This is a genomic window from Streptomyces sp. NPDC058470 (assembly GCF_042721055.1).
Lineage (GTDB): Bacteria > Actinomycetota > Actinomycetes > Streptomycetales > Streptomycetaceae > Streptomyces.
This window is the reverse complement of the sequence record NZ_JBHXMF010000025.1, coordinates 93,572-119,943: the sequence shown is the minus strand read 5'-3', so window position 1 is coordinate 119,943 and position 26,372 is coordinate 93,572. Positions and strand designations below refer to the sequence as shown.

The window sequence follows — 26,372 nt, the reverse complement described above, 5'->3', positions numbered from 1 at the left end:
GTGCGGAGGTTCCGCACCGGGCCACCGGTCTTTCGTCACAGCCCGGGCCGCCGGTCTGTGGTCCTAGGCTCTGTCGTCACATTCCCGTCTGCCTCGCGACGACAGGACCTAGTCCTGAGAGGCCGGTCCCGGCAGGGGTTCCGGTGTCGGGTCGGGTCCCGGCGGCTGCGGGATCGGCGACGGCGACGGGAGGGGCTCCGGTGCCGGTGACGGGCGGGGGCCCGGCTTCGGGATCGGGTCCGGGAAGGGCTGCGGGCGGTCGGGGCCCGGGGTGGGGTCCGGCTTCACAGGGTCGGGATACGGGTGGGTCATGTTGTCCTCCAGCCAGTCGGTACGTCGGCCCTGGACTTTTCCCACGCGTACCCGGCTCCCGCGCACCCACTCACCCCCTCGCGCAGCCGATGGCGACCAGGTGGGCCAGGCAGCACTGCGCATTCAGCTCCCGCGTGCGGCCTCCGCCCCCGCGGCGAGACCCGGGCGGGGGCTCGACAGGACCGGGATCGTGGTCGTGGTCAGCCGCTGGGCCGCGGCCATGGATCCCTGGGCGAGGACGATCGCGTCGGCGTCGGTGACCGCGTCCGCGGCCGTCGCCACCGTGCGGGCACAGCCGTCGAGGTCACCCGCCTCGAAGAGCGTCCACGCGCCCTTAACGAGGACGGTACGGATGTCGAGGGGGCGTCCGGCGGCGCGGGCCTCCTCCTCGACGAGGGCGACCGTCGGCGCCAGGGTGCTCTCCAGCGAGGCGAGGACGACGACACGCGGTCCTGCGGCCACCGCCGCGGCGGCCATCGGACGGTCCGCGCGCAGTACGGGCACCTCGGCGCCCGCGCGCTCGACGACGGCGCCGATGGTCGAGCAGGTGCACAGCACGGCCGCCGCGCCCTGTGTGACGGCGCGGTCGAGCACCGCCCGCACCTCGGCGGCCACCGCCTCGGGCCCTTCCCTGCGGGCTCTGGCCAGCAGTTCCTCGGCCACCAGATGCCGCAGGTCCAGCCCCTGATGGTCCTCGTCGCGCAGCGCGTCGAAGACGGGGATGTGCGCGGGCGAGGTGTGCAGCAGGGCGAGCGGACCGGGCCTGGCGGCCGTCGACGACCGCGGAGGCATCAGAAACGTCCCGGGTGTGCCTTGAGCCAGTCCAGCGCCGCCGACTGCAGCTCCGGGTCAGCCACCGGAGCCTCCTCCGGATGGCGTGCCGCCCACTTCACGACGTACGGGCAGAGCGGCGCGACCGTGATGCCCTCCCGCGCGGCGATGGCGTACAGCTCGCGGGCCAGGGAGCCGGCGATGCCCTTGCCCTCGTGCTCGGGTTCCACGATGGTGTGCACCGGGACGAGTGCGCGGGCGGGGGCTTCCAGGACGAAGTACTCGATACGGCCGACGACTTCGTCCCCGGCGAAAGCCTCCAGACGGCCAGCCGCCCGGTCGTCGCGGATCTCGATGTCGCTCATGGGCACCACTCCTCGTCTTCCTCTGCTGGGGTCACGTTCCGCCGCCGAGGTCAGGCCGACACGGCCTGCGGGCTGCGCTCCTGATCCGAGTCCGGTACCGGCTCGGACGGGTCGGCGCCCAGGGCCACGATCCGGTTGTCGCGGTCCACGTGCACCACCCGCGGCCGCAGTACCCGTGCCTCGGCGTCGGAGATCTGAGCGTAACTGATGATGATCACCAGATCATCGGGGTGCACGAGATGCGCCGCCGCCCCGTTGATGCCGATGACTCCCGAATCGCGTTCGCCCGCGATGACGTACGTCTCCAGGCGGGCGCCATTGGTGACGTCGACGATGTGGACGAGCTCGCCGGGCAGCAGATCGGCCGCGTCCAGCAGCTCGGCGTCGATGGTGACGGACCCGACGTAGTGCAGGTCGGCCTGGGTGACGGTGGCGCGGTGGATCTTGGACTTGAACATGGTGCGCAGCATGGGCCACTGCTCCTGTGGGTAGGGAGGGTCGCGTCCCGGTGAGGGGTACGCGCCGACGCCCGCCAGGGTACGGCGGGCGCCCCGCCGGTGCTATGCCACGGCCCCCTCCGTGACAGCGATCTCCGTCACGCCCTCGCCGGCCGCGCCCTCACCGGTCGTGCGCGCCTTCTTGAACTGCGTCCGGTACAGCTCCGCGTACCGCCCGTCCACCGCGAGCAGTTCGCCGTGTGTGCCCCGCTCCACGATCTGCCCGGCCTCGACGACGAGGATCAGGTCGGCGGCCCGCACGGTGGACAGCCGGTGCGCGATCACCACGGCGGTCCGTCCCTCCAGGGCTTCTGCCAGTGCCTCCTGGACGGCCGCCTCGGAGGTGTTGTCGAGGTGGGCGGTGGCCTCGTCGAGAATGACGACGCGCTGGCGGGCCAGCAGCAGGCGGGCGATGGTCATGCGCTGGCGTTCGCCGCCGGAGAGCCGGTAGCCGCGTTCGCCGACCACGGTGTCGAGGCCGTCGGGCAGTGAACGTACGAGATCTTCGAGGCGGGCGCGGCGCAGGACGTCCCACAGCTCGTCCTCGGTCGCGGCCGGGCGGGCCAGCAGCAGGTTCGCCCGCACCGAGTCGTGGAACAGGTGACCGTCCTGCGTGACCATGCCGAGGGTCTCCCGCATCGACTCCGCGCTCAGGTCGCGTACGTCGACGCCGCCGATGCGGATCACGCCCTCGTCGGTGTCGTACAGCCGCGGCAGCAGCTGCGCGATGGTCGACTTCCCGGCGCCGGAGGAGCCGACGAGCGCGACGGTCTGCCCTGGTTCGGCGCGGAAGGAGACGCCGTGCAGGACTTCGGCGCCGCCGCGGGTGTCCAGGGACGCGACCTCCTCCAGGGAGGCGAGGGAGACCTTGTCGGCGGACGGGTAGGCGAAGCGGACGCCGTCGAACTCCACGGCCGCGGGTCCCTCCGGTACCTTCCGCGCGTCCGGCTTCTCCTCGATGAGCGGCTTGAGGTCGAGCACCTCGAAGACCCGCTCGAAGCTCACCAGGGCGCTCATGACCTCGACGCGTGCACCGGCGAGCGAGGTGAGCGGCGCGTAGAGGCGGGTCAGCAGCAGCGCCAGGGAGACGACGGCGCCCGGTTCCAGGCTGCCGCGCAGCGCGTACCAGCCGCCGAGGCCGTAGACGAGCGCGAGGGCGAGGGCGGACACGAGCGTCAGCGCCGTGATGAACGCCGACTGCGCCATCGCCGTCCGCACGCCGATGTCCCGCACCCGCCGGGCGCGCTCCGCGAACTCGGTGGACTCGTCCTCGGGGCGCCCGAAGAGCTTGATGAGCGTGGCGCCCGGCGCGGAGAAACGCTCGGTCATCCGGGTGCCCATCGAGGCGTTGAGGTCGGCTGCCTCGCGCGCCAGTCCGGCCATCCGGGTGCCCATCCGCCGCGCGGGCACCACGAACACGGGCAGCAGCGCGAGCGCGAGCAGCGTGATCTGCCAGGACAGGGTCAGCATCACGGCGAGGGTGAGCAGCAGCGTCACGACGTTGCTGACGACTCCGGACAGGGTGTTGCTGAAGGCGCGTTGGGCGCCGATGACGTCGTTGTTGAGACGGCTGACGAGCGCGCCCGTACGGGTACGGGTGAAGAACGCGACCGGCATGCGCTGGACATGATCGAACACAGCCGTCCGCAGATCGAGGATCAGTCCCTCGCCGAGGGTCGACGAGAGCCAGCGGCCGAGGATTCCGAGCGCCGCCTCGGAGAAGGCGATGAGGGCGATGAGCGCGGCAAGGCGCACGACGGTGCCCTCGTCGCCGCCGGACACGATCACGTCCACGACGCGCCCGGCGAGCACCGGCGTCGCGACGGCGAGCAGCGCGGTCAGCACGCTGAGCACCACGAACTGGCCTATGCGGCGGCGGTGCGGACGGGCGAAGACGGCGATACGGCGCAAGGTCGCGCGGGCGAAGGGGCGGCGTTCCTGCCGGGCGTTCATGACACTCTGCAACTGTGTCCAGGCTGTGGTCTCCATGCTCATGGGAGCGACAGTAGGACCTCAAGCGACGTTGAGGTCAACCACCGGCCGACGGCTCTCCGGCCCGCCCCGCGGTCCAGCCCTGCGCATTTCTCAGCTCGACATGTCGGCCGAGGTCTCCCGCACCTTGCCCGGCACGTCAGCCGCCGTCTCCGCGCCCGCAACCCCCCGTTGGTGCGCAGGGGAAAGGCTCTGCTGGTGTGACAGCCGTACGACTCCCCCAGGGGTTCCCCAGTCGCACCGCCTTCCGGTCGGCTCTCCGCTCGTCCGTCCGGCCGCTCTTCTGCCTGCTCCCGCTCGCCCTCGTGATCGTGGTCGCCGTGCAGCACTGGTCCGTGCTGGCCGAGGGCTTCCATCATCTGGCGACGGCCCAGTGGCCCTGGCTCGTGGCCGCCGGCGCCGCGACCTGCGGGACCTGGGTCGCGGCCGCCGTCACCCGCCAGGGCGCGGTCATGGAGCGGCTGCCCGTACGCCGACTCCTTGCCACCCAGGTCGCGGCGGGCGCCGCCAACCACCTCCTCCCCACGGGGCTGGGGGCGAGCGCGGTCAATCTGCGGTTCATGACGGTGTGCGGGGTGCCGCTCGCCCGCTCGTCGGCCGCGCTCGCGCTGTATCTGCTTGCGGAGTCGACAGCCCGGCTCACCCTGCTGGCGGGCCTGCTGATCGCCTTCCCTGGCGCGCTGCGGCTCGGCGGTCTCCTTCCCGACGGTGCGGTCGCTCCGTTGCTGCTCGGCGGCGCCGTGATGCTGTGCGTCGCTGCGCCGGCTCTTCTGCTGGTACGGCGGCTGCGTGCGGCCGTCTTCACCTTCCTGCGTACCGCGCTCGGCGAGGCGCGTTCGGTGCACACCCGGCCGATGCGCGCGCTGGCCCTGTGGGGCGGTTCGCTCGCCTTCCCCACGCTCCAGGCGGCCGGACTGGTCGCCGTGGGAATGGCGTTGGGGCTGCCGGTGCCGCCCGCGCACATGGTGGTCGCCTATCTCGCGGCGACGGTCGCGGTCGCGCTGGTGCCGACACCGGGTGGGGTCGGCTCGGTGGAGGCCGCGCTGATCATCGCGCTGGTCGCGGCGGGCGGCCCGGTCGCCGTGGCGACGGCGGTGGTGCTGGCGTACCGGATCATCACGGTGTGGGTGCCGTTGCTGCCCGGGGCACTGACGTTGGGGGCGCTGGTCCGTCTGAAGGTGATCTGAGCTCACGCATCCTGTGCGCGGTCGCGAACCCGGGGATAGCCTCGAAGGACAGCAGTCCGGGGAAGGGGTCAGCGATGCCGGTCCGGACCGAACGACAGGGTTACGTCACCACGGTCGTCCTCTCGCGTCCCGAGGCGCGCAACGCGGTGGACGGGCCGACTGCCGCCGAACTCGCGGACGCCTTCCGGACGTTCGAGGCCGACGAGTCGGCGCGGGTTGCGGTGCTGTGGGGCGAGGGCGGCACGTTCTGCGCGGGCGCCGACCTCAAGGCCATCGGCAGCGAGCAGGGCAACCGGGTCGCCGAGGACGGTGACGGGCCGATGGGCCCGACCCGGCTGCGCCTGTCCAAGCCGGTGATCGCGGCGGTCGCGGGGCACGCGGTGGCCGGAGGCCTGGAGCTGGCGCTCTGGTGCGATCTGCGGGTCGCCGAGGAGGACGCGGTCTTCGGGGTCTTCTGCCGCCGCTGGGGAGTACCGCTCATCGACGGCGGTACGGTACGGCTCCCCCGGCTCATCGGTGCCGGCCACGCGATGGACATGATCCTCACCGGCCGTCCGGTGCCGGCCTCCGAGGCCTTCCAGATGGGGCTCGCCAACCGTCTCGTACCGACCGGCCGTGCCCGCGCGGCTGCCGAGGAACTGGCCGCCGACATCGCCGACTTCCCCCAGGAATGCCTGCGCGTCGACCGCGCCGCCGTCCTGGACCAGGACGGCCTGGTCGAGGCCGCGGCGATGCGTGTCGAACTCCGGCGCGGCATGGGCGTGTTGGCCGAGGGTCTGGAGGGCGCGGCGCGCTTCGCGTCGGGAGCGGGGCGGCATGGCGCGTTCGGTGAGTCCGGCGCGGTCCGGTGAGTCGTGAAAGCACGGGCTCCGTCCGGTGAGTTGTGAATGCACCGGCGCGGTCCACTGGGTCGTGAACACGCCAGCGCGGTCCGGTCAGTCGTGAACACAGCAGTGCCGTCCCTGCGTTGCGAACACAGCAGTGCCATCTCTGAGTTGTGAACACAGCAGTGGGTCCGCCGAGTTGTGAACTCGGTGGGTTGCGAGCCGGATCTCACCACGACTGGTGAGGGGCATACCCGCTGATGCGGCAGGATGAGCGCTCGCCCCGGATGACGAACACCAGTCCGGGCATGATCGCGCATTCCCGGATTCGAGCAGGTGGCAAGTGACAACACAGCACATCCGGCCCACGGGCCTTCCCTCCGGCCACAAGGGAGAACGCCGATGAACCGCTCCCTCACCCTGGACGACTGGATGCTCGCCGGAATCGCCGTGGCCGCGGGCCTCATCGCGGCGTTCCTGTCGCGCATGCTGCTGCGCTGGCTCGGCAAGCACGCGCTGCGCACCAACTGGAGCGGCGACGACCTCATCGTCGCCGCCCTGCGAACCCTCGTACCCGCGGCGGCTGTTGCCGGCGGAATCGCGTCGGCGGCGGCGGTGCTCCCGCTGACCTCGTCGGTCGGGCACAACGTCAACCGGACCCTGACCGTGCTCCTGATCCTGGTCTCGACCATCGCCGCGGCCCGGTTCATCGCCGGCCTCGTCCGGTCACTGGCCCAGTCCCGGTCGGGCGTCGCCGGGTCGGCCACCATCTTCGTCAACATCACCCGGGTCGTGGTGCTGGCGATGGGCTTTCTCATCATGCTCCAGACGCTGGGCATCTCCATAGCCCCGCTGCTCACCGCCCTGGGCGTGGGCGGTCTTGCGGTCGCGCTGGCTCTCCAGGACACCCTCGCCAACCTCTTCGCGGGCGTGCACATCCTCGCCTCGAAGACGATCCAGCCCGGCGACTACATCCGCCTCAGCAGCGGTGAGGAGGGCTATGTCGTCGACATCAACTGGCGCAACACCACGGTCCGTCAGCTCTCCAACAACCTGGTCATCATCCCCAACGCCCAGCTCGCGGGCACCAACATGACCAACTTCAACCGCCCCGAGCAGCAGATGACGCTCCTCGTCCAGGTGGGCGTCGGCTACGACAGCGACCTGGACCACGTCGAGCGCGCGACCACCGAGGTCGTCGCCGAGGTGATGAGGGAGATCACCGGTGCCCTCCCCGACCACGAACCCGCGGTCCGCTTCCACACCTTCGGTGACTCCCGCATCAGTTTCACCGTGATCCTCGGCGTGGGCGAGTTCAGCGACCAGTACCGGATCAAGCACGAGTTCATCAAGCGCCTGCACAAGCGGTACCGGGAGGAAGGGATCCGGATCCCGGCGCCGACCCGGAGCGTGGCTTTGCACCCGGCGGGAGCGGCGCTGCCCGAGTCGGCGCTCATCGAGGCGGTCATGCCGCAGCAGGCGGGCATTCCGCAGCAGCGGGAGGGGAGCATCTCGGTGCAGCAGCCTCCTACGGCTTCTCGGGGCTGACCAGGTCGACGACGCTCGGGTGGGGGTGGCGGCTGGGCCATGAGGTTTCGCCCCCTCCGCCCCTTCCCGTCCCTTGTTCCTGGAGGGGGCTACCGCCCCCAGACCCCCGCTTCGGCCTGGACGGCCTCGTCCTCAAACGCCGGACAGGCTGAAAAGCTCCAGCTGGGCCAGCAGGAATTCAGCCCTCAGACCTTCGCGGAGCGGGGCGAACGCAGACCCCTGTCGAGCCCGGGTCGCTCAGGAGATATCTTGATGTCGAGCAATGTTGCAGACGTGGAGCGGAGCACCCGGTGACTGACTCGACCATCATTTACACGCACACTGACGAGGCCCCGGCCCTGGCGACGTATTCGTTCCTGCCGGTGGTCCAGGCGTACGCCTCGCAGGCGGGTGTCACTGTGGAGACCCGTGACATCTCGCTGGCCGGGCGCATCATCGCCCTCTTCCCCGAGTTCCTGGAGGAGGGTCAGCGCATCCCCGACGCGCTCGCGGAGCTCGGTGAGCTGGCGAAGACGCCCGGGGCGAACATCATCAAGCTGCCGAACGTCTCGGCCTCGGTCCCCCAGCTCAAGGCGGCGGTCGTCGAGCTGCAGGGGCAGGGCTACGCGCTTCCGGACTACCCGGAGGACCCGAAGTCGGACGAGGAGCGCGACATCCGCGCCCGTTACGACAAGGTCAAGGGCAGTGCCGTGAACCCGGTGCTGCGCGAGGGCAACTCCGACCGCCGCGCCCCCGCGTCGGTCAAGAACTACGCGAAGACCCACCCGCACCGCATGGGCAAGTGGTCGTCCGAGTCGAAGACGAACGTCGCGACCATGGGCGTCGACGACTTCCGCTCCACCGAGAAGTCCGCGGTGATCTCCACGCCGGGCTCGCTCCGTATCGAGCTGACCGGTGACGACGGCTCCACCACCGTGCTGCGTGAGTCCGTACCCGTGCTCGCGGACGAGGTCGTGGACGCGTCCGTCCTGCACGTCGCGCCACTGCGCGAGTTCCTCACGGCGCAGATCGCCCGCGCCAAGGCCGAGGGCGTGCTGTTCTCGGTGCACCTCAAGGCCACGATGATGAAGGTCTCGGACCCGATCATCTTCGGTCACGTCGTGCGTGCCTTCTTCCCGAAGACGTTCGCGAAGTACGGCGAGACCTTCGCCGCCGCCGGTCTGACCCCGAACGACGGTCTGGGCGGCATCTTCAAGGGCGTGGAGTCGCTGCCCGAGGCCGCCGAGATCAAGGCGTCCTTCGACGCCGAGCTCGCCGAGGGCCCGGAGCTGGCGATGGTCGACTCCGACAAGGGCATCACCAACCTGCACGTGCCGTCCGACGTGATCGTCGACGCGTCCATGCCGGCGATGATCCGCACCTCCGGCCACATGTGGGGGCCGGACGGCCAGGAACAGGACACCCTCGCGGTCCTGCCGGACAGCAGCTACTCCGGTGTCTACCAGGTCGTCCTCGACGACTGCCGCGCCAACGGCGCCTTCGACCCGGCCACGATGGGCACGGTCCCGAACGTCGGTCTGATGGCGCAGAAGGCCGAGGAGTACGGCAGCCACGACAAGACCTTCGAGATCGCGACCACCGGTACGGTCCGTCTCGTCGACGAGGCCGGGAACGTCGTCCTGGAGCAGACCGTCGCCGCCGGCGACATCTTCCGCGCCTGCCAGACCAAGGACGCCCCGATCAAGGACTGGGTGAAGCTGGCCGTCACCCGCGCCCGCGCCACCGGTGACCCGACGGTGTTCTGGCTGGACGAGACCCGCGCACACGACGCGGTGATCATCGAGAAGGTCAAGCGGTACCTTCCGGAGCACGACACCGAGGGCCTGGACATCCGCATCCTGTCTCCCCAGGAGGCGACCAAGCTCTCCGTGGAGCGCATCCGCCGCGGCGAGAACACGATCTCCGTCACCGGCAACGTCCTGCGCGACTACCTGACCGACCTGTTCCCGATCCTGGAGCTGGGCACCAGCGCCAAGATGCTGTCGATCGTCCCGTTGATGGCGGGTGGCGGCCTCTTCGAGACGGGCGCGGGCGGCTCCGCGCCGAAGCACGTGCAGCAGCTGGTCAAGGAGAACTACCTGCGCTGGGACAGCCTGGGCGAGTTCCTCGCGCTGGCGTCCAGCTTTGAGCACCTCGCGACGACCACGGGCAACGCACGCGCCCAGGTCCTCGCCGACACCCTCGACCGTGCGACGGCGACCTTCCTCAACGAGGACAAGTCGCCGACCCGCCGCGTCGGCGGCATCGACAACCGCGGCAGTCACTTCTTCCTGTCCCTGTACTGGGCGCAGGAGCTGGCGCAGCAGACGGACGACGCGGACCTCGCCAAGGTCTTCGGCCCGCTCGCCGAGACGCTGAGCGCGCAGGAGCAGACGATCGTCGACGAGCTGAACGCGGTCCAGGGCTCCCCCGCCGACATCGGCGGCTACTACCAGCCCGACCCCGCCAAGGCCGCCACGATCATGCGCCCGTCGGCCACCTGGAACGACACGCTCGCGACCCTCGCCTGACGCACCGTCCGCGGACCCCGGTCCGCGACCTGAGCCGCCCCGGCCGGATCCTTCCGGCCGGGGCGGTGCCGTTCCGGCACCCACGGGCCACACCCCGAAGCAAAGAGACGTCCTCCACGCAAGTGCGTCAGCTGCCGTACGGCGGCGCCGGCTCGGGTCCGAGCTGCGAAGCGCGCGTGAGCATGCGGGCAGGAAGACCGAGGAGGTCGCAGCCCAAGCCCACCTCGACTGCTCGAGTCCGGACTTGACGCCGGCCACGTCCGTGTAGCCGCCGAGCAACAGGCACGGGGCCTGGCGCACCGGTTCGGCGGACGGCGGCTGCGCTCCGGCACCGAGCAGGCGGCGCTCCTGACCGCGGAATCGTCGCGGTCAGGACAGCTGGACCCGCACCCTGCGCCGGGCGGCCGCCGCCACCGAGATGCCGATGAGTCCGGTGCCGACGACGGCCAGGGTGCGGTTCACGACACGGCCCCCGTGGTGGCCGCCGTTGCCGCCGTCGGTTCGGTCCGCAGGCCCGCGGTGACGGCCGCGGCCGGCCGGTCCGGGCCCGCCCCGATCCGGTCCGGCGTCAAGGTGCTGATCGACAGCCGCAGTTGGCGGGACCCGGTGCCGACGCCGTAGAAGTGGTGCACACGCGCCGATGCTGCGCCCGACCGGCACCAGCAGCGCGACGGCCGCCGCTCTCCCCGCCATTCCGGGATCGGTGCCCACGGCGGACATCCGCGCGACGCAGCTCACGCCGCTGGGCACGGGGCATTCCTGTCCGCACTGCGGCCGGCACCCGACCGTCGTCAACTTCCTGCTCGCCGACCACGAGTCCACCGCGGAGGCCGACACCGCCTACGACCGGGGCACGGCCGAACTTCCACCGCCCACCGGCTGAGCGGCCGGCATGGGAAAAGGGCCCCCACAGGCTCTCGCCCGCGAAGACCCTTCGCACCGTCGGGACGACAGGATTTGAACCTGCGACCCCTTGACCCCCAGTCAAGTGCGCTACCAAGCTGCGCCACGTCCCGATGCGTTTCACCCGGAGTCACCCCCGTGTTTACGCAGGTAGACCCTACCTCACGCGCGTGGCCGGACTCACACTGGCGGTCACCGTCCCGTCGCACAGGGGAGGGTCACGGGGCTGAGGCCGGGGAGCGACGATGTGCCGGGCGCCCCCCGGGGTTCAGTTCGTCAGGCGTTGGGGTCGAACGCGATCCCGTCAGGCTTCGCCAGGTCGAGGTGGTAGTTGAAGTTGCCGTCCTTGAGGCCGAAGACGGCGCTGCCGAAGTTGTAGGCGTTCAGCTTGTCGCGCAGACCGGCCGGGTAGCCGTCCCAGCCGACCAGGCGGGGGAACTGCCAGGTTTGCTGGTGGTTCTCCGGTGGCTCGTCGCCGGAGGTCGCGGGGCGGAAGCAGTGCGTGCTGATTCCGTCCTTGTGGTAGACGATCTTGGGGTGCGTTCCGTCCCAGCGGATCTGGTCGCTGCTGTAGGTGTTGAAGTCGCCGTGGGCGGAGGTGGAGACGTACTTGGCAACGTTGTCCTGCACCCACACGACGACGTGCTCCCAGTCGTTGCGGTGCCCGCCGAGGCTGCTGCCGGCCACCGCCTGATCCTTCTCGAAGTAGAGGCCGTACATGATCGCGCACCAGCCGTTGTTGCACTTCTCCCGCGAGTACCCGTTGGTGTTGGCCAGGTCCCATGAGTCGCGGCACGAGCCGTTGAGCGCACCGGCCGGGTTGAGGCCGGGGTTGATGGTCCCGTCGGGACCGATGGCGGGGGTCGGGTAGCAGCCGTCCGTGTCGTAGTCGTAGGCCGGCTGGAACGTCTGCTCCAGCCCGTTCGCGTTGGCCGGCAGGGCCGACGGCGGGTCGGCGAGGGCGATGCCCGGAAAGGCAACGACCAGCGCCACGGCGCTGCCGAAGATGAGGGAGACCTTGCCGATGCGCGACTTTACTTTCACTGCGTCCTCCTGATCGACCGCGGTGTGGGGGCAGTTCGGGGCGGTCTATTGGCATGCCCAGGTCATCCTTTCGGGGCGTGCCCGAAAACGCCAGAGTCAGGAGGTGTCCGAGTGATGAAAGGTCAGCCAATCCATGTCGACCGATCAGGCGGAAGAGGAGCCGGGGTCGCCCCGCAGCCGGCGTGAGTACGAGAACCGATGCGGCGAGCGCGGGCAGGCCGGGCGCTTGCGCCAACTCCCCCGGACATGGCCTTGGTTGAAGGACCACCGTTGACCGCGTCAAGACAGGCCGGTCAAAACAGACCGCGTCAAGACAGACCGCGCCGAGACAGGGCGTGTCGACGGACTCGGACCGGCTCACGCCATGCATCGTGCGCGAGCCCTGCCCTGCCCTGCCCGGTCACTTGCTGCCGCCGCGGTAAGGAACCGCGTGCTGCCCCCGGGACAGCGGTCGACCGCCCTCCTCGGCGCCCCCTAGAAGGCGTCGCTCCGTGGCTCCCAGCCTTCGTACGCCGCGGTCAGCAGGCCGAGTACCCCGCTCGCGGTGACCTCGCGGGGGTTGGGATACGCCGTCGTCGTGGCCTGTGCGGCGGCGACCGCCAAGTCGGCCTCCTTCAGGCCGAGTTCGGCGAGCGAGCAGGGAGCCCCGAGGTTTCCGGCCAGGTCGTGGAGGGCGCGGGGGACGTCGTCGGTGCCCAGGGCGCGGGACAGGGCGGCGATCGCGTCGGGGGCGGCGGACGCGTTGTACGCGAGAACGTACGGGAGGACCACCGTGTGGGTCTCGGCGTGCGGCAGGCCGAAGGTGCCGCCGAGTACATGGCACAGCTTGTGGTGCAGGCCCATGGTGGTGGCGCCGAGGCAGGCTCCGCAGAGCCAGGCGCCGTAGAGGGCGCGGCCACGCGCGTCGAGGTCGCCGGGGGCGGCGGCCACCCTGGGAAGGGCCCCTGCCATCGCCCGTACGCCCTCCTCGGCCATGAGGGAGACGAGGGGCGAGGCGTCGGGCGCGTACAGGGCTTCGGCGGCGTGCGCGAGCGCGTTGACTCCGCTGGTGACGCTGAGGGGGACGGGCAGCCCGAGGGTGAGTTCGGGGTCGTAGACGACGCTTCGGGGCTGGACGACGGCGTCACGTCCGGTGCGTTTGGCGCCGTGTTCGGTGAGGCCCCAGACGGGGGTCATCTCGGAGCCGGAGTAGGTGGAGGGCACGGCGATCAGCGGCAGTCCGGTGCGTAGCGCGATCGCCTTGCCGAGGCCGATCGAGGAGCCGCCGCCGACCGCGACACAGCCGTCGGCGCCGAGGGCCCGCGCCACCTCGACCGCCCGGTCGGCGACCGCCACGGGTACGTGCATACGGGCCTCGGCGTGCAGCCCCGCACAGGAGTCGCCCAGCGCGTCGGCGACCGCCCGCGCGACCTCCGAGCCCCGGCTCCCGCAGACCACGAGCACCCTGCGCAGTCCGAGCCGGGCGACCTCGCCCGGTGTCGCGCTCACCGCAGCGCCGGGCCGGAAGACGACCCGCCCGGGCCGGCTCTCGTAGGAGAAGTCGAGCGCGGTGGTCATGCCGCCTCCAGTACGAGGTCGAAGTGCGCGTACCGGAAGGGGTTCGGGACGCCGAACTTCCGTGCCAGGGACGGGTCGTCGGTCTCGGCGAAGTCCTGGATCAGGCTCTCCTTGACGGCGAACACCGCGTCGGAGTCCAGGTACGCGCTGCCCGCCACGAACATGTGCGTGGTGACCGGGTCGTGGCCCGCGGCCGAGGCGATGAAGTGGATGTGGGCAGGGCGGTAGGGATGGCGGTCGGTCGCTTTCAGGAGCTCGCCGACCGGGCCGTCCGTCGGGATCGGGTACGGGCTCGGTACGCAGGTGCGGAACCAGAAACGGCCTTCGACGTCCGCCGTGAAGAGCCCCCGTCCGTTGCCGGCCGGCTGGATGTCCGGCCGCTGCACGTCGTAGAAGCCCTCGGGGTCGGCCTGCCAGACGTCCAGAACGGCGCCGGGCAGCGGGGTGCCGTCCGCCGACAGCACCCGGCCGCTGACCACGCTCGGCTCGCCGCTGCCCACCAGGTCGATGTTCGCGCCGAGTTCACGGACCGGCGACTGGGTCATGTGGAAGGGGCCGAGGACGGTCGACTCGGTCGCACCAGGATCGCGGTGACCGTTGACGGTCTCCACGAGCATCGAGACGCCGAGCACGTCCGACAGGAGGATGAACTCCTGCCGGGTGTCCGTGCACATCTGCCCGGTCGCGGTGAGGAACCCGATGGCCCGTTCCCACTCCTGCATCGTCGGCTCCGTCTCGCGGACGAAGGCGTGGAGGTGGCGGGTGAGCGCGGTCAGCAGCTCGCGCAGCCGGGGGTCGGCGGTTCGCCGGAAGCTGTCGACGACCTCGTCGGTGAGATCGGTCGTGTATTCGGTGCTCATTTCACTCTCCTGGTCCCGTCAGGCATGTCCGAGGATCCGTCGCAGCGCCGCCGCCAGCAACTCCTCGGCGGCGTCGGAGGCCGCCGGGCGCCGGAAGGCGACAAATCCGTCAGGTCGTACGAGCAGGGCGCCGGCGTCGGCGATCTCGCTCAGCCGCGCCCAGTCCCCGTAAGGGTCCTCGTACTCCTGGCCGGGACCGATGACGACGGTGGCGACCGCGACGTCGAGCGCCCCGGCCGCGCGCAGCCAGCCCTCGCCGCCGATGCCCGTGACCAGGGTGAAGCGGCCCCGGCCGACCGTGTCGAGGGTGGACAGGGTGCGGGTCCCGGAGGTGATCCAGGCGTGCGGGAGCTTGGCGCCGGGGCGGGAGGAGGGCTGGTGGTGGAGCTCCGGGTCGCGCGCGAAGCCGGGATCCGCCGAGCCGTCGGGGACGATCGCGTCGGAGGCGTAGCGCTGGTTGAGGTCGACGCCGTGCGCGTTGAACTCGTACACCTTGAAGGCGATCGCCTCGCGCAGTGCCTGCCGTTGCTTGGCGGCTGCCTCGGTGGCGTCCTTGCGGGCGGCGATGTTGGCCCAGAGCTGTTCGGGGGTCTGCGGGGAGAGCCCGTCGAGGGCCTCGAAGATGGGGGCGGTCTCGCCGATGGACTTGTTGGCGCGGGTGACGATCTGTCTGCCGATCGGGGCGCGCTCGGCGGTGTACGTGTCGAGCAGCTTCGGTGCCGCCGTGCCGTCGAGGACCACCTTGAGCTTCCAGGCCAGGTTGTAGGCATCCTGGATCGAGGTGTTGGAGCCGAGGCCGTTGGACGGCGGGTGGCGGTGGGTGGCGTCGCCGGCGCAGAAGACGCGGCCGTTGGAGTACGTCTCGGCGTACATCTCGTTGACCGTCCACGCCGAGGACGACTTGATGGTCACCGGGATCTCGTCGTCGCCCACGAGCTGCCGGACGACCGACTCCGCGTACTCGGTGGTCAGGTCGGGGGCGCCCGCGGTGACGTCGTACCCCCAGACGATCATCCACTCGTTCCAGGGGCGGACGTTGCGCACCAGGCCCGCGCCGATGCCGCCGACGGTGGCGCCGGGGGCCAGCACCCAGTAGAGGGTGGAGGGCCGGTGCGCGGTGTACTGGGCCAGATCGGCGTCGAAGACGACGTTGATGCTGCCCGCGACACCCATCTGGCCGCCCATCGGCAGGCCCGCGTCCTCGGCCACCTTGGAGCGGCCGCCGTCGGCGCCGATCAGGTACTTGGCGCGGATCTCGTACGTGTCTCCGCGCAGCCGGTCGCGGACGGTGGCCGTCACCCCGTCGGCGTCCTGGGTGTGCGAGAGGTACTCGGTCTCGAAGCGCAAGGAGGTGCCGCGCGCGACCGCCGCGTTGACCAGTACCGGTTCCATCAGGTGCTGCGGCATGTCGCACATGCGGGTGGGGCTGGCGAGTTCGTGCGCGGCCTGGACGAGCGGGTCGTTGCCCCAGGAGCGGACCCGGCCCAGTTCCTCGCCGGCGAGGCTGGTGCAGAAGGTCGTGTTGCCCATCAGGTGCTGCGGGGTGGCCTGTGCGATGACGTCCCTCTCCACGCCGAGGTCGCGGAGCACTTCCATCGTGCGCTGGTTGGTGATGTGCGCGCGGGGGGTGTCGGAGAGGCGGGCGTAGCGGGTCGCGACGATGTTGGGTACGCCGTACGTGCTCAGGGCCAGCGCGGCCGCGGCACCCGCGGGGCCGCTCCCGATGATGAGTACTTCGGTCTCGACGGTCTGCACAGGAAGGCTCCTGAGGGTGTGAACGAGCACCTGCCACTCTTGATCATGCGGTGTGCGGTGGGGGTTCGGGTGTCTCATTGCGAGACATTCACGCTACCCGGGGCAGGGGCCGGGGCCCGGCAGTCGGGGTCGTGGTCGGGCCCGGCGTACATCATGGTTCGTAGCCGATGAATCCGTTCCGAGGGCGCTTCACAATTCGGTGGAATCGGAAGTCGGAAAATAAGAGGCCTGACAAATCAATTGTCGGGCCCCCTCGATATATTCACTTCCGGCAGCTTGTAGCGGAGTGCGGAATTCCCCTACTTTCGGAGAACCCCCACAAGGAGGAATTCTCCGTGAGCATCACAAGACGAACTCTTCTCGGTACTGCGCTCGCCGCCACGGCGGGAGTCGGTACAGGCGCATTCCAGCAGGCGGTCGCCGCGCCGGCCGCGAGCCCGCCGGGCGACGTCGTCGGCAAGATATCCGTCGGTTATCAGGGCTGGTTCGCCTGTAAAGGCGACGGCGCCCCGATCGACGGCTGGTGGCACTGGAGCCAGGACATGAGCCGTCCGCCGTCGTTGTCCAACACGACCATCAAGTCGTGGCCCGACATGCGCGAGTACAGTCGCGGGTTCGCCACCGACTATCCGAATTTGACCGGCGGCGCGGCCGCGACCCTGTTCACCTCGTGGGACCAGCAGACGGTCGACACGCACTTCCGCTGGATGCGGGAGAACGCGATCGACACCGCCGCGCTGCAACGGTTCAACCCGTTCGGCTCGGAAGGTCCGACGCGGGACGCGATGGCGCAGAAGGTGCGGCAGGCCGCGGAGGCCAACGGCCGCAAGTTCTACATCATGTACGACGTCACGAGCTGGACGTCCATGCAGTCCCAGATCAAGGAGGACTGGACGTCGAAGATGCAGGCGCATACGTCGTCGGGTTCCTATGCGCGGCAGAACGGAAAGCCGGTCGTGTGTATTTGGGGCTTCGGCTTCAACGACTCGGGGCGCCCCTTCGAGCCGGCTCCCTGTCTGGACGTCGTCAACTGGTTCAAGGCCCAGGGCTGTTACGTCATCGGAGGCGTGCCCACGCACTGGCGCACCGGCACCGAGGACTCGCGCGCCGGGTTCTCGGACGTGTATCACGCGTTCAACATGATCTCGCCGTGGATGGTGGGCCGGATCTCCAGCGCCGCCCAGTCCGACCAGTTCTTCACCAGCGTCAACACACCCGACCAGGCGGACTGCAACGCCCATGGCATCGACTACCAGCCGTGTGTGATGCCGGGCGACCTCCAGGAACGCCATCGCGCGCATGGCGACTTCATGTGGCGGCAGTTCTACAACATGGTCCGCGTCGGCGCGCAGGGCATCTACATCTCGATGTATGACGAGTTCAACGAGGGCAACCAGATCGCCAAGACCGCCGAGACCGGCGCCTCCGTACCCGCCGGTTCGGGCATCTGGGCCCTGGACGAGGACGGCACGCGCTGCTCCGCGGACTACTACCTGCGGCTGACGGGCGACGGCGGCCGCATGTTGAAGCAGGAGATCGGGCTGACCGCCACACGGCCCACAGCGCCAACCCTGTGAGCGTGAGCCTCGGACACCCTGTGCCCAGGAGCCTCAGGCACCCTGTGGCCCGGAGCCTCAGGCACGGTCCCGGCCGCGCAGCCGGGGCGTGAACGCGGCATGGAACAGCGTGGAGGCCGCTCCCACCGCGGCGGCCTCCGCGCTGAGCACGGAGCGTTCCACCTCGACACGGCGCAGCCGGCGCGCGGTGGGAAAGTCGTTGACCGCGCGGCCGATCTCGTCGAGGTAGAACTCCGCGACGTCGTCGGTGAAGAACGGGCCGCCGAGCACGATCAGGTCGATGTCGAGCAGGTCGACGAGCCCGAGTGCGCCACCGCCGACCGCCCGTGCCACCTCCCGTACCGCGCTGACCGCGGCGGGGTCGCCGGCGGCTGCCGCCCGTCCCACGGCTCGGTAGGCGGCGGTGCTGCCGCCGCCGCCCGGCACCTGCAGACCGAGCCTGGCGGCGAAGTCCCGTACGGACACGGGTGGGTTGCACTCCGGCAGCAGCTCCGGACGGCCGTCGGCCGCGATCCGCCCCAGCGCGATCGCGCACAGCTGCCCGAACTCGCCCGCGTTGGCGCTCACCCCGCGGTAGAGGTCGCCGTTGAGGTACAGCCCGGAGCCGACGCCTGTGCCCAGATACAGGTAGGCGAAGTCCCTGGCCCTGCGGTCACGTCCGATCCACCGCTCCCCTGCCGCCGCCGCGAGCGAGTCCTTCTCGATGAGCACCCGGCAAGGGAAGTGGTCCTTGAGGAGGTACAGCAGCGGCAGATCGTCCCAGGCCGTCATGAGTGGCGGGTTGAGTACGGTGCCGGAGGCGATGTCCACCGGCCCCGGTACGGCCACGCCCACGCCGAGCAGACCGTCCTCGCGGACCGCGCCCTGCGCCTTCTCCAGGGTTTCGTGGCCCAGCGCGACGACCTGGGCGACGAACTCGCCGGGGTCGATGTCGGCACTGACCGGTCTCGTACAGGTACAGACGATCGCGCCGTCGAGGTCGATGACCACGGCCGTGAGCAACTCGGGGTCGATGTGCAGGCCGAGGGCGTGCGCGGCGGTACCGCAGAGCCTGACCGGGGTGCGCGGCTTGCCGGAGGTGGCGCGCCGTTGGGCGTCCTCGACCAGGATGCCGCGGTCCAGGAGGGAGCGGGCGATCCGGGAGACCGACTGCTGGGTGAGGCCGGTGCGGTGGGCTATCTCGCCGCGGGTGATGCTGCCGGAGAGGCGTACGGACTCGATGACCACACACTCGTTGAAGGAGCCCAGGTCGATCTGGTTGACGCCCCTGAACGAGGCCGGGTGGGAGGGGAGTTCGCCCCGGTGCGGTGCGCGCAGGTGCTCGGCGACGTTCTCGCGCAGCCAGTGGACGGGTTCCGTGGGCGTCCGGTGGGTGGTCCGTCGCAGGGCGGCGACCAGGTCGAGGTACACGCGCCGGGAGGACTCGGGGTGGCTGGTGCTGTCCAGCGCGATCATGGCGCGCAGGAAGCCGCGCCAAGTGGTTCTGGCCGGCAGGTCGTGGAAGGTGACGGGCGAATGGGCCCCGCGGTGCTCCTGCGCGGGCCGGGGGGCTCCGCTCTCCCACAGCACGATGGAGTGCAGCGCGATGTCCGGGTGGTGCTCGGCCGCGGCGGTCAGGTACGCGAGCAACGTCCGGTCGGCGTCGCCGCCGGGGTCCGCTCCGGAGGCGGTGGTGGTCGCGGCACGGAGCGTGGACAGCGCCTGGTCCACGCCCTCCAGGACGTCCTCGCCGATCACCGTCGCGGCCGGGGCGGCCCGGGGTGCCTGGGGCCGGGTGCCCGCGAGGAGGACGGCGCGCGTTTGGTCGACGTACAGGCCCATGACCCAGATGTCGGCCCCGGGCAGGGGCGGCCGGGTCGGCACATACGGCGCGGGTGACTCGTCGGGCGGTAGTTGCCAGCGGCGGCGGATCGAGGCCACCGTCGCGTGGGAGAGGCCGAGTTCGCGGGCGATGGCCCGGCTGGCGCCGCTGCCGCCGGGGGCCAGCAGGGCGCGGGTGATGACCTCGGCCTCGTCGACCGTCGCGGGCCTGCCGGTGCGCGGGCGCTGGCGCAGGCCGGGCAGTCCCGCGCTGTGCCAGCGGTGGCGCCAGCTCCCGACGGTCTGCCGTGACACCCCGAGGCGGCGGGCGATGTCGGCGTCGCGGAGTCCTTCCGAGGCGAGCAGGACGACATGGGCGCGGGTGGCGAGCGGGCCCTCGCTGCCGGCCCAGCCGCGCAGCACGGCAAGGGTTTCGGGCGCGAGGCCCACGTCGGGGTGTGGTTCAGGCACCGCTGCTGTCCTCCTGGCGTCGGCCGGCTCGCAGGAGCCGCAGCGTGCGGATCTGGAACGGTCGCAGGGTGAGCGGGACACGGCCGTGGAGATGGGGGCGGGGTGTGGGGTGCTCCTCCAGGAGGTCGGTCTCGTGGACCGCCTCGATGGCGAAGTCCGCGGAGAGCACTGCGCGGGTTCGGCCGCCGCGGGCTTCGTAGAGCCGTACGACGACGTCGCCGCTGCGGTCGTCGGCCAGTTTCACGGTCTCCACGACGACATCGGGGTGGTCGACATGGACGAGCGGTCTCTGCGGGCCGGTGGCCGGGCCCGGGCGGAGCGGGAGGTTGACGGCGTATCCCTCGGTGATGGCGTCGCCGAGGGTGGCGCCGGGGCGCAGGGTGTGCCGGAAGCGGTGGAGGCCGCGGTCGGCGTGCGGGTCGGGGCCGTTCGGGGCGTGCAGCAGCGTGTGCCGTACGACGGTGGTGGTGCCGCCGCCGTCGCGGGTGTGCCGGGTGACGTCGTGGCCGTAGGTGGAGTCGGTGGCCAGGGCCACGCCCCAGCGGTGCTCTCCGACGTGGACCCAGCGGTGGGCGGCGAACTCCGGGGAGCTCCCGTCGGCGCTCTCGTGCGTGGGACGGGCGACGTGCCCGAACTGCACGTCGGCATGGCCGAGTTCGGCGTGCACGTCGAGCGGCCAGGCCAGTTTGAGGACGGTGTCCCGCTCGCGCCAGTCGACTTCGGTGTCGACTGTCAGGGCGTGGCTTCCGGAGGTCAGGGTCAGGTCCTGGACGAACGTCGAGCGTCCCGTGCCGCGTCGCACGCGCACGGTCGCCAACAGGGGCCCGCACGCATGCAGTTCGACCTGATCGGCTTCGAGCAGGTCCCGACCCTGTTCGCCGCGCAGGAGTTGGAGGAGGTTGCCCGCACCGTCGGGGGCGAGGGTCTCACGTCCGGTGATCAGGTCGACGGCCGAGCGGACGAGACCCGCCGCGTCCACCCGCACCCTCAACAGGCCGTTGTCCAGGATGTGTTGGCCGTCGACCGTGGTGTGCGCGGTCACGCGTGCGGTGCCGTCGAGGGGAAGGCCGGTGGGTCCGGCGCCGAGTGCGGGTGCGTCGGCGAGTACGGCGAGACGCCCGTCGGGCAGGACCTGAGCCGTGTCGGATGCCTGGCCGGTGCCCGCGGCGAGGATGACGACCTCGCGGCGGGGGTGCGGCGCGGCGTTCCAGACACCGGCGCCGTCGGGTTCGCCGACGGCGCGTCGCACCAGGCGGGTGAGCCGGCGGTGCAGATCGCGGTGCTCGTGTTCGGCGTCCTCGTGGACCCAGGCGATGGAGCTGCCCGACAGAATGCGCCGGCTCTGCTGGAGCAGTACGCGCCGCCACAGGGCGTCGAGTTCGTCGTACGGGTAGGGGACGCCGTGGCGCACGGCGACGGTCGTCGACCACAGTTCCGCCTCGTGCAGCAGGACTTCGCTGCGGCGGTTGCCTTGCTTGGTGCGGGCCTGGCCGGTGTACCTGCCGCGCTGCGGGGCGAGGTCGAGCCCGCCCCGCCGGACGGGCGGGTGCGGGTACTCCTCCCGTGCCTCACGGAAGAACTGCGCCGGGTGGCGCATGGCGACGCGCGGTGACCCGTCCAGGTCGGCGAGCCTGCGGGCTCGCTCCAAAGTGCCGCGGCCTGGTCCCTCGGTCGCGCGGCCGAGGGGCAGCAGGGAGCGGGTGGTGGTCGTCCCGGAGTCGGTCTCGGGGCCGGTGAGCGCCGCGGTGTCGGGCGCGAGGTGGGTGAACAGCGTGGTGCCGTCGATGCCCTCCCAGCGGAAGGTGTGGTGGGGTGGCGCCGCCTGGTGGCCGGCGGCAGGGCGCCTCGTCAGGAGCCAGCGCGCGCCCGCGAGCGCGGCGATCTGCGGAAAGGCGGCCGAGGCGCCCCTCGCTCCGGGCAGCCAGGCGCCTTCGCTGTCCGCGCCGAGTTCGTCGCGGAAGAAGCGGCGGCCGAGGACGAACTGGCGCACCAGGGCTTCGCCGCCCGCCAGTTCGAGGTCCGGCTCGACCCAAGTGCCGCCCACGGGGATCCAGTTGCCGTCGGCGACGGCCTTGCGCAGCCGCTCGAAGACGTGCGGCTGCTGGTCCCGCATCCAGGCGTAGTGCTGGGCCGACGCGGCCCCGACGACGAGTTCCGGGTACTCCTCGGCGAGGGTGACCAGCGTGCTGAAGGTGCGGGCACAGCCACGGACCGTCTCGCGCAGCGGCCGCAGGCCCCCGGGGTCGAGAGGGGCGTACCCGACGCCCGCGAACGTGTGCGCCGACGCGTGGGCGCGCTCCGCGAGTGCCGGCGCGAGGACACGGCGGGCCGCCGCGGCGGTGCGGGCGACGGCGCAGGGGTCGACGGCGTCGACCGCCTGCTCCAGGGCGATCCGTATCCGGTGGCGGCGCGGAAGTTCGGCGGGCAGGGCGCGCATGAGGCCGTCGAGCGTCTCCATGTCGTGCAGCAGGTGCCATACGTCGTCATCGCGGACGGCGAGATCGGCGCGCCGGAACCGGTACAGGGGCGCGTCCCCGGCGGTGACCGGGTCGCCGTAGCGGACGCCGCTGCCGGTGGCCGCGTCGATGAACGGGTTGGCGGCGGCTTCGAGAAGGAGGCGGACGGGTTCGCCGCCACGGGCGGAGGCCGTGACGGGGACGGCGCCGGTGTGCGCGTGCAGGCCGTGCAGCGGGATTCCGTGTTCGTCGTGGACAAGGGCTTCGGCCTGACAGCCGCCGGTGGGGCCGCGGTCGCCGCCGAGGTCGATGAGGGCTTCGACGCGGCGACCCGCCCACCGCGCCGGAACGCTCGCGCCGACGCGGAACCAGCTCGTCGACCACGGGCTGCCCCAGGGCTCCCCCACCGTGAACGGCGCGTACTCGGCGCGCAGCGCGACGCCCACGGGCACCGGTTCTCCGGGAATGTGCCAGGCGCCGATGTCCATGGGCAGCCGCTGCGGATACAACGCGGGGCGGAGCCGTTCGCTGAGGAATGCGGCTATGCGCTCTTCGCCGGACTTACTCCGGTCATGCATCGAAAGCCCTTCCTGTCCAGCCAGTAACCGCCATGTAAAACCATGTGTGTTATCAAGTCAACGCCTCTCACTCGTTCCTTCTTCTTGCAGATCGCAACGTAACTGCGGGAAATTGTCAGGGGAATTCAGAACCGCGAAAGGACGTTCGCGTCAATTAACTGGAATGACAATCCGGGCGCGTGTGAAGGCGGCAGGAGGTGCCTGCCGCCGTCGGTCGGGAGCTACTGCTCCACGCGCTCGGGCCGCTCGCACGTCGTGTTCACCGGCAGGGACCGTCCGCCGTGGGCGGCGTCCAGCAGGGTGAGCATCACGTCCAGTACGTGGTGGGCGAGTTGGGCCGACGCGCGGTGCGGACGCCCGGTGGCGATCGCCTCGGCGAGGTCACCAAGTCCCGTGCCACGTCCGGCTGTCGGGTATCCGGCCGAGACGGGGAGGGGTTCCCAGCCGCCGCCGCGGTGGAGTTCGACGAGCCCTTCGAAATTGTTGGGGTCGGGGACGGAGAGCGAGCCCTCGGTGCCGTGGACCTCTATGCGGGGCAGCCGGGCGGCGCGGACGTCGAAGCTCATGACGAGGGTGGACAGGGCGCCTCCGGCATGTTCCAGGATGCCGGTGATGTGGGTGTCGACCTCCACCGGGAAGCGTGTTCCCGCCCGCGGACCGCTGCCGATCTCGCGTTCGGCGCGGGGCCGGGACGCGGCGCCGGTGACGCGTACGACGGGGCCGAGCAGGTGCACGAGGGCCGAGAGGTAATAGGGGCCCATGTCGAGAAGGGGTCCGCCGCCCGGCCGGTAGTAGAACTCGGGGTCGGGGTGCCAGGGTTCGGGCCCGGCCGAGGCCATGAACGCGGTGGCCGCGACCGGCCTGCCGATGAGTCCGTCGTCGACGGCCTTGCGGGCGGTCTGGGTGCCGGTGCCGAGGACGGTGTCCGGCGCGCAGCCCACCCGCAGTCCGGCGGCCCGGGCGGCGGCGAGCACCGACTCGGCCTCCTCGCGGGTCGCCGCCAGGGGTTTCTCGCCGTAGACGTGCTTGCCCATCGACAGCGCGACGAGGGCGACTCCCGCGTGGGCCGCGGGGATCGTGAGGTTGAGGACGGCTTCCACGTCGTCCCCGGTCACGAGGTCGACGACGGACGCGGCGACCCGCACGTCGCCCGATGCCCGGACAGCCGCTTCCTTCGCGCGGTCGAGGTCGAGGTCGGTGACGGCGGTGAGCCGTACGCTGTCGAGGCGGGCCAGCGTGTCCAGGTAGGCCCCGCTGATCTTGCCCGCGCCGACCATGCCGATCCTCAGCGGCTCGCCCACAGCAGTCCCCTCTCGGTGAGCGCCCGCACCTCGGGCACGTCGAAGTCGTCCGGCTTGTGGCCGACGGTGGACACGAACACCCGGCCCGCGCCCCAGTTCCTGGTCCACACGGCGGGCATGACGACGGCTCGGTCCCGTCCCTCGCCGGGCTCGAACGTCGTCGTCGCCAGTACGTCGATCAGCGGGTCGGTGGCCACCCAGTACTGCTCGGTGTGGACGCGGAAGTCACTCAGGCCGTGGACGACGGGGTGGTCGGCGCGCTCGGGCACCAGGTGCACGTCGTGGTCGTGGAAGCCGGGCGGGTGCATCAGGAACTGCCCGCCGGTCAGGAGCTGGTAGCCGACGTCGGCGCGGAAGGAGTCGACGATGCCGCCGTGCCAGCCCGCGAGGCCGGTACCCGCGCGCACGGCGGCGACGAGGCCGTCGCTCTGCTCACGCGTGATCTCGCCCATGGTCCAGCACTGCACGATCAGGTCGGTGGTCGCGAGAAGGTCCGCGTCCTCGTAGACGTCGAGGGACTCGGAGGTCTCGACGGCGTAGCCCTGGTCCTTGAGGAACGGCAGGAACAGGTCGGTGATGGTGAGCGGCTGATGGCCCTCCCAGCCGCCCCGGACCACGAGCGCCCGTCGCGGTGCGTTGTTCGCGGGTACTCGTCGCAGTGCGTCTGTCACGGTCGTTGTACGCTCCCGTCGGTGTTGCGCAGCAGGGCCCAGCGGTCATGTTCCAGCGGTTCCGGCACGGGGTGGCGGCGGGCCGCCACCTCGTCGAAGTCGACACCGTGGCCGGGGACTTCGGGCGGCACGAGGAAACCGTCGCGTGCGAGGACCGTGCCGGGGAAGACCTCGGCGACAGCCGGTCCGAAAGTCGCCGCCTCCTGCACCCCGAAGGCGTGACTGGAGACGTCCAGGGCGAGGGTCGCCGCCTGGGCGACGGGACTGACGTCGGCGGGCCCGTGCGGGGCGAGCCGTACACCGCGCAGCTCGCACAGTGCGGCGATCTTGCGGGCGGGGGTGAGTCCGCCGAGCGTCGGGACGCGCAGCCTCGCGAAGTCGATGTCGGGTCCGCCGAGGAGTGCCGTGAACTGGGCGCTGTCGCTGAAGAGTTCACCGACCGCGAGCGGGACCGGGGAGGCCGCGTGCAGGCGGGCGAAGTGCCCGGCGTCCTCAGGGGCGAGGAGGTCCTCGACGAAGTAGAGGCCGGCGTCCTCGACGCGCCGGAGGAAGTCCCGTGCCTGCCGCGGATCGAGCCGTTCGTGCACGTCGTGCAGCAACTCGACCTCGTCGCCGACGAGTTCGCGCACCCGGGTGAGGATCTTCGGAACGGTCCTCACATACGCGGCCGAGTCCCAGGGGACGCGCCGGGCCCGTACGGCGGCCGGATCGACGGCCGCTCCCCCGGCGCCGTAGGTGTCCGCGCCGGGTACGGCCGCCTGGACGCGGACGTGCCGGTACCCGCGCTCCCGGGCCGCGGCCACCTGGTCGGCGATCTCCCGCTCGTCGGCACCGTCGACGTGCGTGTAGGCCTCGGCGCCGGCGCGTACCCGGCCGCCGAACAGCGAGTACAGGGGCGCCCCGAGACGCTTGGCCTTGAGGTCCCACAGGGCGACGTCGACACCGCCGAGAGCGTTCCCCGTGACCGAACCTCCGCGCCAGTAGGCGCTGTTGAGGAGCAACCGGTGGATGTCCTCGATGTCGTCGGGGTCCCGTCCGATGAGCAGCGGGGCGAGGTAGTCGTCGAGGACGGAGCGGACGGCGAGGGTGCGCTGCGGATCGCTGGCGCAGCCAAGGCCATAGAGCCCCGGCTCGTTGGTCTCGACCCGTACGACGAGGTGCGGGCAGCCGTGCGGGGCGGTGAGGAACGTGACGACGGCGGTGATGCGGATCTTCGCGCCGCGTTCCTCGACCCAGGGAGCCGGGGCGAGGACGGGAGTCAGGACGGGCGTGCGGGCAACAGGCTGAGCCATGCGAACTCCCGCGTACAGATAGCAGAATGACGTACTGCCATCCGAACGTACGAAGCGCCCCGTGGGTTTGTCAACGGGCCTGTCAAATATGACATCGAGGT

Annotated in this window: 20 protein-coding genes and 1 tRNA gene; 6 read left to right on the top strand and 15 right to left on the bottom strand. The window is 71.1% G+C overall.

The features are described from left to right. Positions 1–435: 435 nt before the first annotated feature. The 4 genes from ACFWP7_RS20095 to ACFWP7_RS20080 form a co-directional block, all read right to left on the bottom strand. A complete protein-coding gene (locus ACFWP7_RS20095) occupies positions 436–1,104 on the bottom strand; it encodes an arylsulfatase (protein WP_384382885.1) in 669 nt (222 codons plus the stop codon). Beyond that, the gene (locus ACFWP7_RS20090) at positions 1,104–1,448 is read right to left on the bottom strand and encodes a GNAT family N-acetyltransferase (protein WP_384382884.1); all 345 of its coding nucleotides are present in this window, start codon (positions 1,446–1,448) and stop codon (positions 1,104–1,106) included. The genes ACFWP7_RS20095 and ACFWP7_RS20090 overlap by 1 nt, the downstream gene beginning before the upstream one ends. Before the next feature lie 50 nt (positions 1,449–1,498). Next, on the bottom strand, positions 1,499–1,918 hold the full coding sequence (gene panD, locus ACFWP7_RS20085) for an aspartate 1-decarboxylase (RefSeq protein ID WP_384382883.1): 420 nt from the start codon (positions 1,916–1,918) through the stop codon (positions 1,499–1,501). 90 nt (positions 1,919–2,008) lie between these two features. Next, the gene (locus ACFWP7_RS20080) at positions 2,009–3,934 is read right to left on the bottom strand and encodes an ABC transporter ATP-binding protein (RefSeq protein ID WP_384382888.1); all 1,926 of its coding nucleotides are present in this window, start codon (positions 3,932–3,934) and stop codon (positions 2,009–2,011) included. Positions 3,935–4,137: 203 nt separating this feature from the next. Here ACFWP7_RS20080 and ACFWP7_RS20075 point away from each other — a divergent pair, with 203 nt between their 5' ends. From ACFWP7_RS20075 to ACFWP7_RS20060, 4 genes are all read left to right on the top strand, one after another. After that, positions 4,138–5,124: a YbhN family protein gene (locus tag ACFWP7_RS20075; RefSeq protein WP_384382882.1), complete on the top strand. Its 987-nt coding sequence runs from the start codon at positions 4,138–4,140 to the stop codon at positions 5,122–5,124. A 74-nt stretch (positions 5,125–5,198) separates the two neighbouring features. Then, positions 5,199–5,975, top strand: a complete 777-nt coding sequence (locus ACFWP7_RS20070) for a crotonase/enoyl-CoA hydratase family protein (RefSeq protein ID WP_384382881.1) — start codon at positions 5,199–5,201, stop codon at positions 5,973–5,975. 375 nt (positions 5,976–6,350) lie between these two features. Beyond that, positions 6,351–7,496 carry a mechanosensitive ion channel family protein gene (locus ACFWP7_RS20065; RefSeq protein ID WP_384382880.1) on the top strand — a complete coding sequence of 382 codons (1,146 nt, stop codon included), beginning with the start codon at positions 6,351–6,353 and terminating at the stop codon, positions 7,494–7,496. Positions 7,497–7,786: 290 nt separating this feature from the next. Further along, positions 7,787–10,006 (top strand): NADP-dependent isocitrate dehydrogenase, encoded by a 2,220-nt coding sequence (locus ACFWP7_RS20060; RefSeq protein WP_384382879.1) that lies wholly within the window; start codon positions 7,787–7,789, stop codon positions 10,004–10,006. Between the two features lie 458 nt (positions 10,007–10,464). Here ACFWP7_RS20060 and ACFWP7_RS20055 read toward each other — a convergent pair whose 3' ends face one another. After that, a complete protein-coding gene (locus ACFWP7_RS20055) occupies positions 10,465–10,638 on the bottom strand; it encodes a hypothetical protein (RefSeq protein WP_384382878.1) in 174 nt (57 codons plus the stop codon). A gap of 8 nt (positions 10,639–10,646) precedes the next feature. On the opposite strand from ACFWP7_RS20055, the gene ACFWP7_RS20050 reads away from it, so the two are divergent. Next, on the top strand, positions 10,647–10,889 hold the full coding sequence (locus ACFWP7_RS20050; protein WP_384382877.1) for a hypothetical protein: 243 nt from the start codon (positions 10,647–10,649) through the stop codon (positions 10,887–10,889). Positions 10,890–10,948: 59 nt separating this feature from the next. Here the strand turns inward: ACFWP7_RS20050 and ACFWP7_RS20045 are convergent. From ACFWP7_RS20045 to ACFWP7_RS20025, 5 genes are all read right to left on the bottom strand, one after another. Next, positions 10,949–11,022: transfer RNA gene (locus tag ACFWP7_RS20045), tRNA-Pro, on the bottom strand. Between the two features lie 163 nt (positions 11,023–11,185). Then, positions 11,186–11,953 carry an NPP1 family protein gene (locus ACFWP7_RS20040; protein WP_384382876.1) on the bottom strand — a complete coding sequence of 256 codons (768 nt, stop codon included), beginning with the start codon at positions 11,951–11,953 and terminating at the stop codon, positions 11,186–11,188. Between the two features lie 474 nt (positions 11,954–12,427). Beyond that, positions 12,428–13,510, bottom strand: coding sequence for a maleylacetate reductase (locus ACFWP7_RS20035; protein WP_384382875.1), 1,083 nt, complete (start codon positions 13,508–13,510; stop codon positions 12,428–12,430). Further along, positions 13,507–14,370, bottom strand: coding sequence for an intradiol ring-cleavage dioxygenase (locus ACFWP7_RS20030; RefSeq protein ID WP_384382874.1), 864 nt, complete (start codon positions 14,368–14,370; stop codon positions 13,507–13,509). The genes ACFWP7_RS20035 and ACFWP7_RS20030 overlap by 4 nt, the downstream gene beginning before the upstream one ends. A gap of 18 nt (positions 14,371–14,388) precedes the next feature. After that, positions 14,389–16,125 (bottom strand): FAD-dependent oxidoreductase, encoded by a 1,737-nt coding sequence (locus ACFWP7_RS20025; RefSeq protein WP_384382873.1) that lies wholly within the window; start codon positions 16,123–16,125, stop codon positions 14,389–14,391. A gap of 335 nt (positions 16,126–16,460) precedes the next feature. Between ACFWP7_RS20025 and ACFWP7_RS20020 the strand changes: the two genes are divergently transcribed. Then, a complete protein-coding gene (locus tag ACFWP7_RS20020) occupies positions 16,461–17,702 on the top strand; it encodes a glycoside hydrolase family 71/99-like protein (RefSeq protein WP_384382872.1) in 1,242 nt (413 codons plus the stop codon). 57 nt (positions 17,703–17,759) lie between these two features. On the opposite strand, the gene ACFWP7_RS20015 is transcribed toward ACFWP7_RS20020, so the two are convergent. The 5 genes from ACFWP7_RS20015 to ACFWP7_RS19995 all read right to left on the bottom strand — a co-directional run bounded on the left by ACFWP7_RS20015 (position 17,760) and on the right by ACFWP7_RS19995 (position 26,271). Beyond that, complete coding sequence (locus ACFWP7_RS20015) at positions 17,760–19,973, bottom strand: ROK family protein (RefSeq protein ID WP_384382871.1); 2,214 nt, start codon at positions 19,971–19,973, stop codon at positions 17,760–17,762. After that, complete coding sequence (locus tag ACFWP7_RS20010) at positions 19,966–23,007, bottom strand: alpha-mannosidase (protein ID WP_384382870.1); 3,042 nt, start codon at positions 23,005–23,007, stop codon at positions 19,966–19,968. Before ACFWP7_RS20010 ends, ACFWP7_RS20015 begins: the two co-directional genes overlap by 8 nt. Before the next feature lie 221 nt (positions 23,008–23,228). Continuing rightward, complete coding sequence (locus tag ACFWP7_RS20005) at positions 23,229–24,308, bottom strand: Gfo/Idh/MocA family protein (RefSeq protein WP_384382869.1); 1,080 nt, start codon at positions 24,306–24,308, stop codon at positions 23,229–23,231. Continuing rightward, the gene (locus ACFWP7_RS20000; RefSeq protein WP_384382868.1) at positions 24,293–24,979 is read right to left on the bottom strand and encodes a ThuA domain-containing protein; all 687 of its coding nucleotides are present in this window, start codon (positions 24,977–24,979) and stop codon (positions 24,293–24,295) included. Before ACFWP7_RS20000 ends, ACFWP7_RS20005 begins: the two co-directional genes overlap by 16 nt. Further along, positions 24,976–26,271, bottom strand: a complete 1,296-nt coding sequence (locus tag ACFWP7_RS19995) for an enolase C-terminal domain-like protein (protein ID WP_384382867.1) — start codon at positions 26,269–26,271, stop codon at positions 24,976–24,978. Before ACFWP7_RS19995 ends, ACFWP7_RS20000 begins: the two co-directional genes overlap by 4 nt. Positions 26,272–26,372: the final 101 nt, after the last annotated feature.

What these genes read in the sequence shown, in the direction of transcription:
- panD (WP_384382883.1), bottom strand. Translation starts at nt 1,918, where the DNA reads ATGCTGCGCACCATGTTCAAGTCCAAGATCCACCGCGCCACCGTCACC.
- ACFWP7_RS20010 (WP_384382870.1), bottom strand. Translation starts at nt 23,007, where the DNA reads ATGCATGACCGGAGTAAGTCCGGCGAAGAGCGCATAGCCGCATTCCTC.
- ACFWP7_RS19995 (WP_384382867.1), bottom strand. Translation starts at nt 26,271, where the DNA reads ATGGCTCAGCCTGTTGCCCGCACGCCCGTCCTGACTCCCGTCCTCGCC.
- ACFWP7_RS20095 (WP_384382885.1), bottom strand. Translation starts at nt 1,104, where the DNA reads ATGCCTCCGCGGTCGTCGACGGCCGCCAGGCCCGGTCCGCTCGCCCTG.
- ACFWP7_RS20080 (WP_384382888.1), bottom strand. Translation starts at nt 3,934, where the DNA reads ATGGAGACCACAGCCTGGACACAGTTGCAGAGTGTCATGAACGCCCGG.
- ACFWP7_RS20065 (WP_384382880.1), top strand. Translation starts at nt 6,351, where the DNA reads ATGAACCGCTCCCTCACCCTGGACGACTGGATGCTCGCCGGAATCGCC.
- ACFWP7_RS20050 (WP_384382877.1), top strand. Translation starts at nt 10,647, where the DNA reads ATGCTGCGCCCGACCGGCACCAGCAGCGCGACGGCCGCCGCTCTCCCC.
- ACFWP7_RS20030 (WP_384382874.1), bottom strand. Translation starts at nt 14,370, where the DNA reads ATGAGCACCGAATACACGACCGATCTCACCGACGAGGTCGTCGACAGC.
- ACFWP7_RS20090 (WP_384382884.1), bottom strand. Translation starts at nt 1,448, where the DNA reads ATGAGCGACATCGAGATCCGCGACGACCGGGCGGCTGGCCGTCTGGAG.
- ACFWP7_RS20035 (WP_384382875.1), bottom strand. Translation starts at nt 13,510, where the DNA reads ATGACCACCGCGCTCGACTTCTCCTACGAGAGCCGGCCCGGGCGGGTC.
- ACFWP7_RS20070 (WP_384382881.1), top strand. Translation starts at nt 5,199, where the DNA reads ATGCCGGTCCGGACCGAACGACAGGGTTACGTCACCACGGTCGTCCTC.